General features: G+C 34.1%; 17 protein-coding genes and 1 other annotated feature. All 17 genes read left to right on the forward strand.

The features are described 5' to 3' along the window. Positions 1-1,017, forward strand: coding sequence for an alpha-hydroxy-acid oxidizing protein (locus tag FP433_RS03060; RefSeq protein ID WP_265487094.1), 1,017 nt, complete (start codon positions 1-3; stop codon positions 1,015-1,017). A gap of 89 nt (positions 1,018-1,106) precedes the next feature. Further along, positions 1,107-2,468 (forward strand): DUF2325 domain-containing protein, encoded by a 1,362-nt coding sequence (locus tag FP433_RS03065; protein WP_265487096.1) that lies wholly within the window; start codon positions 1,107-1,109, stop codon positions 2,466-2,468. Positions 2,469-2,547: 79 nt separating this feature from the next. Continuing rightward, positions 2,548-3,387 (forward strand): YitT family protein, encoded by an 840-nt coding sequence (locus FP433_RS03070; protein ID WP_265487098.1) that lies wholly within the window; start codon positions 2,548-2,550, stop codon positions 3,385-3,387. A gap of 64 nt (positions 3,388-3,451) precedes the next feature. Beyond that, positions 3,452-3,531: a sequence feature (ribosomal protein L21 leader region), on the forward strand. Between the two features lie 14 nt (positions 3,532-3,545). Further along, complete coding sequence (gene rplU, locus FP433_RS03075) at positions 3,546-3,857, forward strand: 50S ribosomal protein L21 (protein WP_265483109.1); 312 nt, start codon at positions 3,546-3,548, stop codon at positions 3,855-3,857. A gap of 17 nt (positions 3,858-3,874) precedes the next feature. After that, on the forward strand, positions 3,875-4,174 hold the full coding sequence (gene rpmA, locus FP433_RS03080; protein ID WP_265483107.1) for a 50S ribosomal protein L27: 300 nt from the start codon (positions 3,875-3,877) through the stop codon (positions 4,172-4,174). A gap of 149 nt (positions 4,175-4,323) precedes the next feature. Beyond that, complete coding sequence (efp, locus tag FP433_RS03085; protein WP_265487100.1) at positions 4,324-4,893, forward strand: elongation factor P; 570 nt, start codon at positions 4,324-4,326, stop codon at positions 4,891-4,893. Between the two features lie 23 nt (positions 4,894-4,916). Continuing rightward, positions 4,917-5,345 carry an Asp23/Gls24 family envelope stress response protein gene (locus FP433_RS03090; RefSeq protein WP_265483104.1) on the forward strand — a complete coding sequence of 143 codons (429 nt, stop codon included), beginning with the start codon at positions 4,917-4,919 and terminating at the stop codon, positions 5,343-5,345. After that, positions 5,345-5,746, forward strand: a complete 402-nt coding sequence (gene nusB / locus FP433_RS03095) for a transcription antitermination factor NusB (protein ID WP_265483102.1) — start codon at positions 5,345-5,347, stop codon at positions 5,744-5,746. Before FP433_RS03090 ends, nusB begins: the two co-directional genes overlap by 1 nt. 42 nt (positions 5,747-5,788) lie before the next feature. Further along, entirely contained in the window at positions 5,789-6,640 is an 852-nt protein-coding gene (locus FP433_RS03100) for a bifunctional 5,10-methylenetetrahydrofolate dehydrogenase/5,10-methenyltetrahydrofolate cyclohydrolase (protein ID WP_265487102.1), read from the forward strand. After that, positions 6,630-7,982, forward strand: a complete 1,353-nt coding sequence (gene xseA, locus FP433_RS03105; protein WP_265483098.1) for an exodeoxyribonuclease VII large subunit — start codon at positions 6,630-6,632, stop codon at positions 7,980-7,982. Before FP433_RS03100 ends, xseA begins: the two co-directional genes overlap by 11 nt. Before the next feature lies 1 nt (position 7,983). Continuing rightward, positions 7,984-8,226 carry an exodeoxyribonuclease VII small subunit gene (locus FP433_RS03110; RefSeq protein ID WP_265487103.1) on the forward strand — a complete coding sequence of 81 codons (243 nt, stop codon included), beginning with the start codon at positions 7,984-7,986 and terminating at the stop codon, positions 8,224-8,226. Continuing rightward, a complete protein-coding gene (locus tag FP433_RS03115; protein WP_265487105.1) occupies positions 8,226-9,092 on the forward strand; it encodes a polyprenyl synthetase family protein in 867 nt (288 codons plus the stop codon). The genes FP433_RS03110 and FP433_RS03115 overlap by 1 nt, the downstream gene beginning before the upstream one ends. Beyond that, positions 9,092-9,910 (forward strand): TlyA family RNA methyltransferase, encoded by an 819-nt coding sequence (locus FP433_RS03120; RefSeq protein WP_265487107.1) that lies wholly within the window; start codon positions 9,092-9,094, stop codon positions 9,908-9,910. The genes FP433_RS03115 and FP433_RS03120 overlap by 1 nt, the downstream gene beginning before the upstream one ends. Before the next feature lie 4 nt (positions 9,911-9,914). After that, on the forward strand, positions 9,915-11,597 hold the full coding sequence (gene recN / locus FP433_RS03125; protein WP_265487109.1) for a DNA repair protein RecN: 1,683 nt from the start codon (positions 9,915-9,917) through the stop codon (positions 11,595-11,597). A 142-nt stretch (positions 11,598-11,739) separates the two neighbouring features. Further along, positions 11,740-12,354 carry a guanylate kinase gene (gene gmk / locus FP433_RS03130; protein ID WP_265483092.1) on the forward strand — a complete coding sequence of 205 codons (615 nt, stop codon included), beginning with the start codon at positions 11,740-11,742 and terminating at the stop codon, positions 12,352-12,354. Between the two features lie 2 nt (positions 12,355-12,356). Next, positions 12,357-12,575 (forward strand): DNA-directed RNA polymerase subunit omega, encoded by a 219-nt coding sequence (gene rpoZ, locus FP433_RS03135; RefSeq protein WP_265483091.1) that lies wholly within the window; start codon positions 12,357-12,359, stop codon positions 12,573-12,575. A 51-nt stretch (positions 12,576-12,626) separates the two neighbouring features. Then, entirely contained in the window at positions 12,627-15,017 is a 2,391-nt protein-coding gene (gene priA / locus FP433_RS03140; RefSeq protein ID WP_265487111.1) for a primosomal protein N', read from the forward strand. The last annotated feature ends 1 nt before the right edge of the window (position 15,018 follow it).

A 15,018-nucleotide genomic window follows, 5' to 3' on the forward strand; every position in this document is an offset into this window, starting at 1 on the left:
ATGAAAGAAGAAAAACATTTAGATGCTAGTACAGGTGCTAGTGAGCATCATTTTGAAAAGAAGGAAAGTCAAGAAATAAAAAGTCCGTGGCCTGGTCCTAAAGGGATGATTCCAGTAACTAGTGGCCGTGCTGAAGATGCTAATGTCCATAATCGGGCTTACCTTGATAATATTTTAGTAGAAATGCGAATCTTAGATGCAGTAGAACCAAATTTGGAGACAGAATTTTTTGGTAAAAAATACTCATCTCCAATTACTTTAGCTGCTGTATCCCATTTAAATAAAGTTTTGGATAACAAAGAACGTAAGCCAATGCAAGAAAAAGCAATTGCAGCTAAAAATTTGAGCGTTTTGAATTGGATTGGAATGGAAACTAATGAGGAATACCGTGAGATTACTGCTGTAGGTGGGGATACGGTTAGAATTATTAAACCATTTGCTGATCATGAAAAAATCTTAGATGAAATTGCAGTAGCGCAAGAAACAGGAGCAGTAGCTGTGGGAATGGATATTGACCATGTACCCGGAACCAATGGAAAATATGATGTGGTTGATGGGATTGCTTTGGGTCCAGTAACTAGTGCAGATTTAAGAAGTTATGTAAAAGCAGCTCATGTTCCATTTGTAGCTAAGGGAGTTTTATCTGTCCAAGATGCCATTAAGGCAAGAGATGCGGGATGTAGTGCGATTGTAGTTTCTCATCACCATGGTCGTTTACCATTTGGTGTTCCACCACTAAAAGTATTACCTGCAATCAAGCATGCACTTGGTAATAGTAAAATGACAATTTTTGTTGATGGTTCAATTGTATCAGGCTATGATGCCTATAAAGCACTTGCATTAGGGGCAGACGGAGTTTTAATTGGTAGGGCTATCTTATCGGAATTACTTGATAAGGGGACAAAGGCTGTTGAAGATAAAGTAGTGAAGATGAATGAGGAATTAGCTGAATTAATGATGTATACAGGTGTTAAAGATACCAACACTTTTGATCCCACAGTTTTACATTTTAACTAACAAAAAAACAGGTAACTTAGGTTACTTGTTTTTTGTTAGTAATTTTTCTAGTAAAATAGAAAAAGAAACAAAATGAGTAGGTGAAATAAATGTATGATTATCGCAATAATTTAAAGAGAATTTTAAATAAAACAGCAGGTGATGATAAAAGTTTACAAAATTCTTTAAGTGCAATTAAGGCCATTTTGGCAATGGCAGAAGGTGGAGAAGTTGTATCAACGCAAGTAGTTCCCAAAAAAGAAAAAAGTAGTGACCATAATCAGGAAAAAATACAACTATTTAATTCATTGTTAAACAATATCGCAGAGTTAATTGCTTCACCTGGAAATGAGAAGGCTAAGAAAGAAGCTAGTGGTGCTATTCATAAATTAACTTTTTTTGGTGGAATTAGTAAAAAGTATGGGAAAAGTTTGGGCCGTTTAGATAATGTAATTCAAAAATCAGTTGAAACCGATCAAGTAGTTAATCAAAAAATTTTTGAACAAGCACTTAAACCCAAAAAGCAGGTAAAAAGAGATTATCGTACAGGTAAACGTTATACAATTATTCGTACTTTAAGTGGGGCGCAGTTAACGACAGATAATGGGGATATTGCTTTTGAAGTTAATGAAAATCAGATTCACAGTCTAAATTTAAAAACTGGTGATATTGTTGAAGCTTTAGAAAATAAGACTTCTTTAGGTCCAGAAGTAGAAATCTTACGAGTAGTTGGCTACAAAAATATGCGTAAGCGTGACTATGATCAAATAGAAACTTTTAGATATGGGGTGGTACAAGGTAGTAGTGGAAACTTAAGTGTGTCAAGAAATGTAAAAGGCCAAAAATTAAAAATACGAGGTAAAAATATTATTGTCCCTGTTGATTCTAGTTACTACCAAAATGGAACTGTCCATTTAGAAGATGGCTCAATTGTAGATTTAGCCTGGTATAGCGAAGATGTTCGTTTAAAAAAAGATCCTGCTAGTGCAGTAAAAATTCGTTGGATCTATGAAACTGAAGCACCCAAAAGAGTGGGAAAGACACCTAAAAAGATTAATAAAACAAATTTGTCTCCTACTAAAATAGAAACTTTAGACTTAGATTTACACTATCAGCGTGTTGGAATTGCAATCGGTGATAATCAAAATGAGAAAATTTTGGAAGAAATTGTTAATAAATATAATGGTATCCCGATTCCAATTAATGCCTTTGAAGGGAAGAAAAAGGCAATGGAAAACCAAATAAAAAATTTAGATATTGTAATCTTAGTGACTGCTTTTGCTGCTCATGATAGTACTTGGAACATTCGTGAATTTGCTAGTAAATATAAAGTAAAATTTGCTGTTAGTTCAAGTAAAGGATACCAATCTTTTGAAAGAGCACTTTATCGTGCAGCTAATGGAATGCCAGCTTATGAAGGTAATCAGCAATTAGAATATAAAAAGAAAAAGATAAAAAATAAAGCTAACTAAATAAGGCAGTAGTTTGAGCAAGTAAAATTCACACTGTATAATTATTAGTGAGAAGGACTTGAAAAGAAAGGACGCTGAGATGAGAGATAATTTAAAAAAACGTTCTTGGATGCGCTGGGTAGTGTTTTTAATAGCGCTAGAAATTATTGCAATTTCAATTAACTTTTTTTATGGACCAATTAATATTGCAGCCGGTGGTTCAACTGGAATTTCAATTTTAGTGGACGCAGTGTGGGGCATTAATCGTTCCATTACAGTATTAGTAGTGAATATTTTGATGCTGATTCTAGCTGGAATATTTTTAGGGATGAAAACCACTAAAAATGTAGCTTTAGGAAGCTTTATATTGCCTGTATTGATGGAAATTACACCAAGTTTTGCCCTTACTTCAAATAAATTGTTGGCAGTTATTTATGGTGGGGCTTTAATGGGATTAGGCGTCTCACTTTTATATCGGGTAAATGCTTCTAGTGGGGGCACTACTATTCCGCCAATGATTTTGAAAAAGTACTTCTATATTAATCCAGCAGTAAGTTTACTTTGCATTGATATGATAATCATCTTTTTAAACATTTTTGTAGATGGTTGGCAAGCATTTTTGCTGGCAACTTTATCGCAAGTAGTAACAGCAATGACGATGAACTATGCAGAGGCTGGTTTCGATCGAAAATATCAAATTCGGGTAATGAGTAATGACCACTTTGAAGAGATTAAAAAAATGCTAACCCAAGATTATCAAGGTTTAACTTTATACAATGTTGAAGGTGGATTTACTCAAGATCAAAAGCAGCAAATTTTGATGGTTGTTGATAGAAGAGAATATGGTCCCTTAATTACAAAAATCCATGAAGTTGACCCTAATGCCTTTATCATTACTGATACGGTAGTAAAAGTTCATGGTGGTCAATGGGGATTATAAATAAAAAACAATTGCGAAATTTTTAATTAGGTAGTACACTATAGTAGTTGTATTTGTGGCTACCTCACATCTGCAACCGCACGCTTTAGGTCTGAAAGAGAGCTAATGTTAGTTTCACCGATAGCGGCGAGTCTAAGTATTATTTCGGAGGTGTACAAATGTACGCAATTATTAAAAATGGTGGTAAGCAATACAAGGTTGCTAAGGGTGACAGCGTTTATATTGAAAAGATGGACGTTGAACCAGGTAAAGAAGTAACTTTTGATGAAGTTATCCTTGTTAACGATGGAAAGTCAACTAAGATTGGTACTCCAGTAGTTGAAGGTGCTAAGGTTACTGCTAAAGTTGAAAAGCAAGGCAAAGAAAAGAAAGTTGTAACTTTCAAGTACAAGCCAAAGAAGCACTCACACACTAAGTACGGTCACCGTCAACCTTACACTTTGGTGACTATTGAAAGCATTGAAGCTTAATAAGGAGTCGAATTATTATGATGATTAATAACATTGAAGCACTTAAATTATTAGCCCACCACAAGGGTGGTGGTTCTACTGCCAATGGTCGTAACTCAGCTGGTCGTCGTTTAGGCGCAAAGCGTGCTGACGGTCAAGCAGTTCACGCAGGTTCAATTATCTACCGTCAACGTGGTACTAAGATCCACCCAGGTAAGAATGTTGGTCGCGGTGGCGATGACACTTTATTTGCCTTAGTTGAAGGTGTAGTTAAGTTTGAACGTTTGGGTAAAGATAAGAAACAAGTTTCTGTTTACCCAGCTGAAGAAGCAAAATAATTTTTTTTGCAGGCTGAATGTTCAGGTAGAATATTCAGCCTTTTTTGTATTATTTTAGTTGAAAAGTAAACTTTTTAAGTACTACAGGTTGCCTAATCCTGTTAAAAATTGGTAAGATAATTAATATAAAGAAACGAGGTAATTTTAGAATGACAAGCATTTCTGTTAATGAATTTAAAAATGGACTTACTATCAAGCATAACAATGACTTATGGCGTATTGTGGAATTCCAACACGTAAAACCTGGTAAAGGTAGTGCCTTCGTTCGTTCAAAGCTTAAGAGTTTGAGAAATGGTGCAGTTCAAGAATATACTTTCCGTTCAACTGCTAAAGTTGAAACTGCAGATATTCAAACTAAAGCTATGCAATACCTTTACAATGATGGCACTAGTTACGTATTCATGGATAACAATACCTATGAACAATTAGAAATTCCTAACGAACAAATTGAAGAAGAAGCAAAATACTTAAAGGAAAACATGAGTGTTAATGTTATTACTCATGATGGAGAAACTTTAGGTGTAGATTTACCAAATACTGTTGATTTAACTGTTGCTGAAACAGAACCAAATATTAAAGGTGATACTTCTTCTGGTGGTGGTAAGCCAGCAACTATGGAAACTGGTTTAGTAGTTAATGTGCCATTCTTTATTAACCAAGGAGATGTTTTAACCATTAACACTGTTGATGGTAGTTACGTATCCCGTGCTAACAAGTAGTATTTAATGATGTGAGGTTTATTATGGCTGATAATTCAACGATTCTTTTATCAAGCAATGAAAAAGGCGACGAGACTCGCGTGGATGTAAGTGTTCTTGAAGTCATTTTAGGAATTGCTGCCAGAAAAGTCGATGGCGTCAGCGAAATGCGCGGCTCATTAAAAGCGGGTATAAACCGCCTTTTTGGTCGAACTAATCGCGGTAAGGGAGTTTCTATACACGTTGATGATGGAAAACTAACTGCAGATATTTATGTTTACTTAAATTACGGAGTAAATGTTCCGCAAGTAGCAATGAATCTTCAAAAGAAATTAACCTTACAACTTGAACAAATGACAAGTTTAAAATTAGATGATATCAATATTCATGTAGTAGGACTTATTTCTGAAGATGAAAATTCATATCAAGATACAGAAGAATTATTTACTTCAGATGGTGAGGCGCAAAAATAATGACCCAACACGAATTAAGAAAAATTGCTTTACAAACTCTTTATCTCGCTAATCAAAATGAAGATGCAGATGTAGAAGAGATTTGTCGAAAGGCACTAAAAGCTCTAGATATTAAAGAATATCCTGAATATTCTAAGGAATTAGTAAAGGGAATCTTAGAAAACAAGGGAGCTTTAGATGACCAAATTAGTAAATACCTAAAAAAGGGTTGGAGTATTCAAAGATTGAATCAAATTGATCGTGCCATTCTTGAATTGGGTCTTTATGAAATGCAAAATAGTAAAGCAATCGAACCTGTAGCTGCATTAAATGAAGCTTTGAATTTAAGTGAAGAGTTCTCTGCTCCAACTTCTAAAGCTTTTATTAATGGTGTTTTAGGTAATTTTATCAAAAAGGATTAATTTTTAGGCCGGTATTACCGGTCTTTTTTTAACGAGGCTAAAATGGTTACGATCTTAGAAGGTCGCACGCTAGCGACTCAAATAAAAAATAAAATAAAAAAAGAAGTTATTCAGTTAAAAGAAAATGGAGTAGTTCCGACAATTTGCGTAATACAAGTTGGAGAAGACCCAGCTAGTACGATTTATCTTAGAAAGAAAAAAGAATTTGCCCAATCAGTTGGAATTAAAGAAATCAGTCTACGATTTTCACAAGAAATCACTCAGCAAGAATTAATTGATAAAATTAAAGAGTTGAATGCAGATGCTGCTATCAATGCAATTATGGTTCAATTACCACTTCCGCAGCAGATAGATGAGCAGGCAATTTTTGAGACGATTGCTCCCCAGAAAGATGTTGATGGTTTTCATCCCTATAATCAAGGAAAACTATGGCAAGGAGATAGTCAAATTATGCCAGCAACAGTTAGAGGAATTTTAAGTCTAATTGATTCTTATGAACTTGATTTAGTAGGAAAGAATACTTTAATCATTGGACGAAGTGTAATTGTGGGGAAACCGCTAGCAAGTCAACTTTTAGCAAGGGATGCAACTGTGACAATCGCCCATTCAAAAACCCAGGATTTATCGGCAATAACAAAAAAAGCAGATATAATTGTTTCCGATGTAGGTCAAGCAAATTTAATTACATCTAAAATGCTTAAACAAGGGGTAGTTTTATTAGACGTTGGAATTAATCGGGTCAATGGCCGTGTGGTAGGTGATGTAGCATTTGAAGATTGTAAAGTAAAAGCTAGTGCTATTACGCCGGTTCCTGGAGGAATTGGACCATTGACAGTTGCTAGTTTAATGGAGCAAGTAGTAATTTTGACAAGGATACAAAAAGATGACAGATAATGTCCAATTTTTAACAGTAAGTGATTTAAATGAATATGTGACAGCAAAGTTTAAAAATGATCCTTATCTAAAAGAAGTTTATGTTAAAGGTGAAATTTCTAATTTTCGTTACCGAATGAATTCGACCCAGTATTTTTCTTTAAAGGATAAAGATTCAAAGATAAACGTTGTCATGTTTCGCTCAGCTTTTAATAAGTTGAAGTTTAAACCTGAAGAAGGAATGGAAGTTTATGTTAAAGGTCGGGTTGATGTCTACCAGCCGCAAGGAAGCTATCAATTCTATGCTCAGGAAATGGAACCTGTAGGGCTAGGGGCACTCTATGAACAGTTTGAACAATTAAAAAATAAATTGGCCCAAGAGGGTTTATTTGATTTACAACATAAACAGACATGGCCAGCGTTCCCTGATAGAATTGCTGTTGTAACAAGCTCTTCAGGAGCGGTAATTCACGATATTTTAGTTACCGCTAATCGACGTTTCCCTCATGCTCAAATAGATCTTTATCCTGCTAAAGTTCAAGGCGATGAGGCTAAAGATAGCTTAGTTAAGGCCTTAAAGCAAATTTCGACTAAAAAAGATGAGTATGATCTAGTAATTATTGGGCGTGGAGGAGGATCTTTAGAAGATTTATGGCCTTTTAATGAAGAAGAAGTGGTGCGGGCAATGTATGAATTACCAATTCCAATTATTTCTTCAGTAGGACATGAAACAGATACAACCTTAGCGGACTTAGTAGCTGATGCTAGAGCAGCCACCCCAACTGCCGCAGCAGAACTTGCCACGCCAGATTTAGCTAAAGTAGTAAATGATATTGAAAAATATCGGGTTCGTTTAGCTAGTTCAATTAATAATTTGTTAAAAAACAAAGCCTCTGCTTTAATACGCTTAACTAATGCTCCAATTTTTCAAACTCCTGAGCGTTTATACGAACAAAGAATTCAGTTGGTTGATAGCTTGGATATGCGTTTGAATAATGCAATAAGTAACCTTTTAGCGCATAAGCAAGCAACTTTTAATTTAATAGGACAGAAGTTAAAGGCTAATAATCCGAGTGTTAGACTAATAAATAACCAAAGTACACTTAATCATTTGACGAAAGATCTAAATAAAAATATGGCTGCGTATTTACAAATGAAGAAGAATCTTTTGACGCAGACAATGCAACGTTTAGATGGTAATAGTCCTTTAAAGGCAATTAGTAAAGGTTATGTTTATACTTCTACTCAAGCCGGAAAAACAGTTACTAGTGTAAATGAATTGAAAAAAGATGAAATCTTGAATTTACGCTTTAAAGATGGAAGTGCACAGGCTAAAATTATAGATATCAGAAAGGATAAGTAAAATGGCTGAAAAAAATAATTTTGAAAATCAATTAACTGAATTAGATCAAATTGTTAATCAATTAGAAACAGGTAATTTACCATTAGATGAAGCCTTAACTGAATTTCAAAAGGGAATAACTCTTAGTCGAGATTTACAAACTAAACTTACTCAAGCTCAAGAAACAGTTGCGCGTTTAGTTAAAGAAGATGGTAGTACCCAAAGACTTGATCCTAATAATGCAGCAGCACCTGAGGAAAATTAATGAAACTTAAAGAATTTCAAAAAAGTTATCTTCCGAAAATAAATAAATTTTTAGAAGAAAAATTAGCGCTAGAAGTAAAAGATAAAAGTTTTAAAGACATTCTATCTTATTCAGTGTTAGCTGGAGGAAAGAGATTACGTCCTTTACTATTTCTGGCAACCCTTCATACTCTAGGAAAAGAAATTGGTGAAAATGAAATTCAAATTGCTGCAGGGATTGAATTAATTCACACCTATTCTTTAATTCATGATGATTTACCAGCAATGGATAATGATGATTTTCGTCGTGGTAAATTAACCTCACATAAAAAGTGGGGTCATGCTCAAGCTATTTTGGCAGGAGACGCGTTATTACCATTAGGTATTCAATGGATTGTGCAAGCAGGTCAATCTGTTGAAATGATTGAAGTAATTACTAAAGCTATTGGGCCAAACGGAATGGTTGAAGGACAGTATTTGGATATTGAGGGAACGAATAATCCAGAAGCTAAAGAGGATCAAGAATTAGCTGATAAAATGGAGTGGCTAAAAACGGGCTGTTTGATTCAAGCCAGTGTAGAAATGGCAGCCATTTATGGACAAGCTGAGTTAAAACAAAGAGAAGATTTAGTAAAAATGAGTGTATTTTTTGGTCGTGCCTATCAAATTTATGATGATTTAGTGGATGTAGTAGAAAATAGTAATGAAGCTGGAAAAGCAACCCATAAAGATGAAAAAGAAGGAAAAAATAATACTTTAACCGTTTTGGGAATTACCCAAAGTAGAGAAAAACTACAACATTTAGTAGATCAAGGTAATAACATAGTGAAAAAATTTGAAAATCCAATTTTAGGCGAATTTTTTACACTTTATGAGAAGGTATTATAATGAGTAAAAAAAGAGCAGATGTATTATTATTTGAACAAGGATTGTTTAACTCAAGAACGGCCGCTCAACGAGCAATTATGGCGGGATTAGTAAGTGACCATAATCATCAAAGAATTGATAAAAGTGGAGAAAAATTTCCAGAGGAAGAAGTTTTTTACATTAAAGACGATGGTAAAAAATATGTTTCTCGTGGTGGCTTTAAACTAGAGAAAGCATTAGAAGTTTTTGATATTGATCTTAAAGGCAGAATATGTCTAGATATTGGAGCTTCTACTGGTGGCTTTACTGATGTCGCTTTACAAAATGGTGCCAAAATGGTTTATGCCTTAGATGTAGGATATAATCAGTTATCTTGGAAACTAAGAGATGATGATCGTGTGGTAGTGATGGAAAAGCAAAATTTCCGCTATAGTAAACCAGAAGATTTTACTGCTGGTCCTCCTACTTTTGCGATGACAGATGTATCTTTTATTTCATTAGATTTAATTTTGCCTCCAATGTATGAAATTTTAGCTGATGGATATGATGCCGTTTGTTTAATTAAACCACAGTTTGAAGCTGGTCCAGAACATGTTGGTAAGCATGGAATTGTGCATGATCATGAAGTTCATAAAGAAGTTATTGACCATGTAATCCAAAAAGCTCGGGAAGTAGGCTTTAATATTTTGGGGCTTGATTATTCGCCAATTAAAGGTGGTAAGGGAAATATTGAATTTTTAATTCACTTAGGAAAAAACACTGAAAACCCAGGTCAAAAATTATGGCAAGGAACTGCTGAGCAAGTTGTAAATCGAGCAGTAAATGAACTTAGGGGCTGATTAAATGCTAGTAGAACTAGATATCCAAAATTTTGCGATTATTAAATCCTTAAAGGTTGATTTTAAAGATAAAATGACTGTTTTAATTGGGGAAACAGGAGCTGGTAAATCAATTTTAATTGATGCTCTATCTCTTTTATTAGGTAATCGTGCTCAAGCAGAAATGATTCGTACAGGGCAACAAAAGGCAAAAATTACAGGTTTATTTACTGTAGGTAAACAAAAGAAAGAATTAGAAGAATTAGCTGCTAACTACGGAATTCCGCTTGAAGAAGATGAACTCATCATTAGTCGTGAAATTTCTAGTAAGGGAAGAAATGTTGTTAGGATTAATGGCCAATTAACAACTATTTCTGTTTTAAAAGAATTTGGGCATTATTTAGTTGATATTCATGGACAAAACAATCAGCAAATTTTAATGAATCCAAAGGCGCAAATTTATTTAGTAGATGATTACGCAGATGATAATTTTAAAACTACACTAAAGCAGTATCAAGAAAACTTCTATCAGTGGAAAAAATTAACAGCTGAAATTAAAGAAAGTGAAAAGAATGCTCAAGAATTAGCGCAAAGACAAGATATTCTAAATTTTCAGCTTAATGAGCTAGAGAGTGCCAATTTAGAGGACATTCATGAAGATGAGATTCTGGAGGAAGAATTTCAAGAGTTAGATAATTATCAAAAAATTGCTGATACTGCTAATTATTTTATGCAAATGTATGATGATCCAGAACATGGATTAGCTACTTTATTAGGGCAGGCACAAGGTGCAGCTGAGGAATTAGGCGAATACGGTAAAAAATTTCAAAATTTTGCTCAAAGTTTTAATGAAGGCTACTATGCTTTGGGGGATGCACGAAGTGAATTAAGTAATATTATGGATTCACTAGATTTTGATGAAGAACGGTATCATTACGTGGTAGAGCGCTTAGATGAACTCAAAAAATTGAAGAAAAAATATGGCCCGACACTAGAAGATGTATTTGAATTTTATGCAAGAATTCAAAAAGAATTTAAGCAATTTCAAGCAAGTAGTGATACTGAATCTTTAAAAAAAGAAGTAGCAGAGTTAGAAAAGTTAATGGAAGAACAAGCAACTAACTTGCATCAAAGTCGTCAAAAAATAGCCCATGATTTGGAAAAAAAGATAAAACAAGAATTAGCAGATCTTTATATGGAGAAAGCTCAATTTGCAATTGAAGTAAAATCAGAAGCTATTTTTAATAAAGAAGGTAAAGATAAGATCACCTTCCTAATCTCTCCTAATCCTGGTGAAGATTTACAACCATTAATTAAAGTGGTATCTGGTGGAGAGCAGTCAAGATTAGTTCTTGCATTAAAATCTATTTTTTCAAAAGTTGAGCCAGTAGGGACAATGATTTTTGATGAAATTGATACTGGGGTATCAGGAAGAGTGTCGGGTGCAATTGGTAAGAAGATGCGAGCAATTAGTCAAGAAAAGCAGGTAATTGCAATTACACACGCTCCTCAAGTAGCAGCAGCAGCTGATAATTATTATCAAGTAGCAAAAAAGGTAGAGAATGGAGCTACTTACACTACAATTTCTAATCTACAAGAAAAAGATGCAGTAACAGTAATTGCACAAATGTTAGCAGCCAATGAAGTTACTGAAGTTGCCAAAAAGAATGCAGAAATGTTAATTAAAGAAACCCATCAAGGCCATTAAGCTGCGGTGCTTTATTTTTCACTTTTTTAGTAGTAAATTGGTAATAAAGAAGAAAGATTAATAGTAAAAAAGTAACTTATATTGCATAAATTTAATTTTTAAAGTAGTATTATCTTGTTACATAATATTATTAGGAGAAAATATGGCACATCAAGGTTTATTAATTGTACTTTCTGGACCTTCTGGTGTAGGGAAAGGGACTGTAAAAAGTGAAATGGTTAAGCAAAGAGCTTTTTCCTTTGAATATTCAGTTTCAATGACTACCCGTAACCCTCGTCCTGGTGAAGTAAATGGAAAAGATTACTTATTTGTTAGTGAAGAAAGATTTCAAGAGGCAATCAAAAATAATGAATTATTAGAATATAATTCTTATGTGGGTAATCATTATGGAACCCCTTTGGGTCCTGTTAAAAAGATGCTCAACGAAGGAAAAGATGTGCTTTTGGAAATTGATGTTAACGGAGCTAAGCAAGTAAGAAAGCTAATGCCTGATGGTGTCTTTATTTTCTTAACACCACCTGATTTACATGAGTTAAAAGACCGAATTGTAAATCGAGGAACTGATTCAGAAAAAGCGATTGCTATGCGCATGAAGCAAGCGCGTAAAGAGATTTTAATGATGGAAGATTATGATTATGCAGTTGTTAATGACACAGTTGCAAATGCAGTTGATCATATTAAATCTATTGTTGAAGCTGAGCATGTTCGTGTACCACGAGTTATTGAAGATTATCGTGATATGGTTAAGGAGGTATAGTTATGAAGATTACTTATCCATCAATTGATGAATTGTTAGCTAGAGTTGATTCACGTTATTCATTATCTGTTTTAGCAGCAAAAAGAGCTCATGAAATTCAAGCAGGTTTTCCAAAAGCCTTAAAGCACTATGATACTGATAAAGCAGTTGGAATGGCACTTGAAGAAATTACTGCTGGTAAGGTTACAATTGATCCAGAACATCGTGCAGAAATTGATTAACTTAGACCCTTCATTGCTTTGCAATGAAGGTTTTTTAGTAGGGAGAAAAATTTGATTGCTCAAGTTATTGTAGATGTACCCGCTAAGCAAACTGATCGCACTTTTGACTATCATATTCCCCAAAATCTAGAAGTCAAAATAGGATCTAGAGTAGTAGTTCCTTTTGGGAGAAGAAAAGTTCAAGGTTTTGTAGTAAATACTAGTTCTAAAAGCCAATTTGAAGGAAAATTAAAAGATCTATTGTTGGTGGTGGATGAATTACCGCCTTTAACAACTGAATTGGTTAATCTTTCTAAAGTAATGGCAGACAAAATTTTCTCTTATAGAATTAGTATCTTGCAATCAATGTTGCCACAAGTAATGCGGGCAAACTATCGTAAAATTCTGACCCCCTTAACTGAAGAGGCAAAGAGATTACCTTTTTTTAAAAATGGTCCTCTTGAAGTTGACGAGTTAAAGGATTCAGAAACAATTAATTTTATGCAAAAATTGCTTAAAACTGATCAAGCAAAAATAGAGTACTTAGTTGAAAATAAGGCAAAAAAGAAAACAGAAAAACAATATAAACTTTTAAAGACTAAAGCAGAGTTTATCGAAATTTATGAAAGCTTACGTACAAATGCTAAAAATCAACAATTACTGTTATTAGATATTCTAAATAATTTTGAGTCTTATCCTCAAACTCGGACTTACCTTCGTCAGAAACTAGGTTTAAGTAGTGATGTAATTAAGAATGCTGTAAAAAAAGAGTGGCTAAAAGAAGAAGAAGTTGAAGTTTATCGTGATCCGACTAAAGATATTAAAGAAAAAAAAGATTCAGAAATAGTCTTAAATAAAGAACAACAAGATGCTTTAGAAAAAATTTCTGCTAGTATTACCACTAAGCAAGATAAGACTTATCTTTTAGAAGGAGTAACTGGCAGTGGTAAGACAGAAGTCTATCTTCATGCAATTAAAAAAGCTCTTGCTAGTAAGCGGACTGCTTTAATGTTGGTGCCAGAAATTTCTTTAACTCCACAAATGGTTAAACAAGTAAAACAACGATTTGGATCTGATGTTGCAGTCTTGCATAGTGGGTTATCAGCAGGAGAAAAATACGATGAATGGCGCAGAATTAGACGAAATGAAGCGCAAGTAGTTGTGGGAGCAAGAAGTGCCATCTTTGCCCCTTTAGACAATATTGGGGTAATTATTATTGATGAGGAACATGAATCTTCTTATAAGCAAGAAGATAATCCCCGTTATCATGCCCGTAATGTAGCTTTATTGCGTAGCAAGTACCATCATTGTCCAGTAGTTTTAGGAAGTGCTACACCTTCCTTAGCAAGTCGTGCACGAGCCCAAAAGGGATTGTATCAATTACTGCGCTTAACTAAGCGAGCAAATCAAAAAAAATTGCCTGAGGTAAATTTAATTGACTTAAAGCAAGTTAGATTTGCAGGAGGACAGTTTGATCTTTCAATTGATTTAGTAGAAAATATTAAAGAAAAAATTGCTAAAAAGGAACAAATAATTTTGCTGCTAAATCGCCGAGGATTTGCTAATTTTATGTTATGTCGCGATTGTGGTTTTGTCTTAAAGTGTCCTAACTGCGATATTTCCTTAACTTATCATAAAAATACTCAGCAAATGCAGTGTCACTACTGTAATTATCAAGCACCTGTCCCGCAGTTTTGTTCTAATTGTCAAAGTAAGCAAATTCGTTTTTTAGGTACTGGAACTGAGAAAGTACAAGAAGAACTTCAAGAATTAATTCCACAAGCTCGAATTTTAAGAATGGATGTCGATACGACAAGGCGTAAGGGGAGCTATCAAAAAATTCTGCAAAGTTTTGAAAATGGAGAGGCAGATATTTTACTTGGGACGCAGATGATTGCTAAGGGACTGGATTTTCCAAATGTTACTTTAGTAGGAGTAATTAACGCAGATATTTCATTGCAAGTACCTGCATTTAATGCTTCTGAAAAAACTTTTGATCTTTTAACGCAAGTTTCTGGTAGAGCAGGAAGGGCACAGAAGAAGGGTGAAGTCCTAATTCAAACTTATAATCCGGATCACTATGCTATTAAGCTAGCGCAAACACAAAATTATGAAGAATTCTATCAAAGAGAAATGTATATTCGACGGCAAGGAAATTATCCACCATTTTTTTATACAACATTAATTTCTGTAGCCTCAAAGAGTGAACAACAAGCTGCTAAACAAGCTTTTTTAATTAAAAGAAAGTTAATGACTAGCTTGCATAGTCCAACAATTATTTTGGGACCAACGCCAAGTAGTATCAGTAGAATAAAAAATCAATATTATTATCAAATACTGGTAAAATATAAACAAGAGCCTAAGTTAAATGAGTTATTACATCAAATTCAAGATGATGCTCAAAAGATAAAAAAACAAGGCGTGAATGTTTATATTGATAATGAACCAGAAAGAATAAATTAAA

Origin of the sequence: Lactobacillus sp. PV012 (assembly GCF_014522325.1) — a bacterium.
Taxonomy (GTDB): domain Bacteria; phylum Bacillota; class Bacilli; order Lactobacillales; family Lactobacillaceae; genus Lactobacillus.

Bases quoted from the DNA above. Each gene is read 5' to 3' on its own strand.
- FP433_RS03060 (WP_265487094.1), top strand. From the start codon at position 1: ATGAAAGAAGAAAAACATTTAGATGCTAGTACAGGTGCTAGTGAGCAT.
- FP433_RS03065 (WP_265487096.1), top strand. From the start codon at position 1,107: ATGTATGATTATCGCAATAATTTAAAGAGAATTTTAAATAAAACAGCA.
- FP433_RS03070 (WP_265487098.1), top strand. From the start codon at position 2,548: ATGAGAGATAATTTAAAAAAACGTTCTTGGATGCGCTGGGTAGTGTTT.
- rplU (WP_265483109.1), top strand. From the start codon at position 3,546: ATGTACGCAATTATTAAAAATGGTGGTAAGCAATACAAGGTTGCTAAG.
- rpmA (WP_265483107.1), top strand. From the start codon at position 3,875: ATGATGATTAATAACATTGAAGCACTTAAATTATTAGCCCACCACAAG.
- efp (WP_265487100.1), top strand. From the start codon at position 4,324: ATGACAAGCATTTCTGTTAATGAATTTAAAAATGGACTTACTATCAAG.
- FP433_RS03090 (WP_265483104.1), top strand. From the start codon at position 4,917: ATGGCTGATAATTCAACGATTCTTTTATCAAGCAATGAAAAAGGCGAC.
- nusB (WP_265483102.1), top strand. From the start codon at position 5,345: ATGACCCAACACGAATTAAGAAAAATTGCTTTACAAACTCTTTATCTC.
- FP433_RS03100 (WP_265487102.1), top strand. From the start codon at position 5,789: ATGGTTACGATCTTAGAAGGTCGCACGCTAGCGACTCAAATAAAAAAT.
- xseA (WP_265483098.1), top strand. From the start codon at position 6,630: ATGACAGATAATGTCCAATTTTTAACAGTAAGTGATTTAAATGAATAT.
- FP433_RS03110 (WP_265487103.1), top strand. From the start codon at position 7,984: ATGGCTGAAAAAAATAATTTTGAAAATCAATTAACTGAATTAGATCAA.
- FP433_RS03115 (WP_265487105.1), top strand. From the start codon at position 8,226: ATGAAACTTAAAGAATTTCAAAAAAGTTATCTTCCGAAAATAAATAAA.
- FP433_RS03120 (WP_265487107.1), top strand. From the start codon at position 9,092: ATGAGTAAAAAAAGAGCAGATGTATTATTATTTGAACAAGGATTGTTT.
- recN (WP_265487109.1), top strand. From the start codon at position 9,915: ATGCTAGTAGAACTAGATATCCAAAATTTTGCGATTATTAAATCCTTA.
- gmk (WP_265483092.1), top strand. From the start codon at position 11,740: ATGGCACATCAAGGTTTATTAATTGTACTTTCTGGACCTTCTGGTGTA.
- rpoZ (WP_265483091.1), top strand. From the start codon at position 12,357: ATGAAGATTACTTATCCATCAATTGATGAATTGTTAGCTAGAGTTGAT.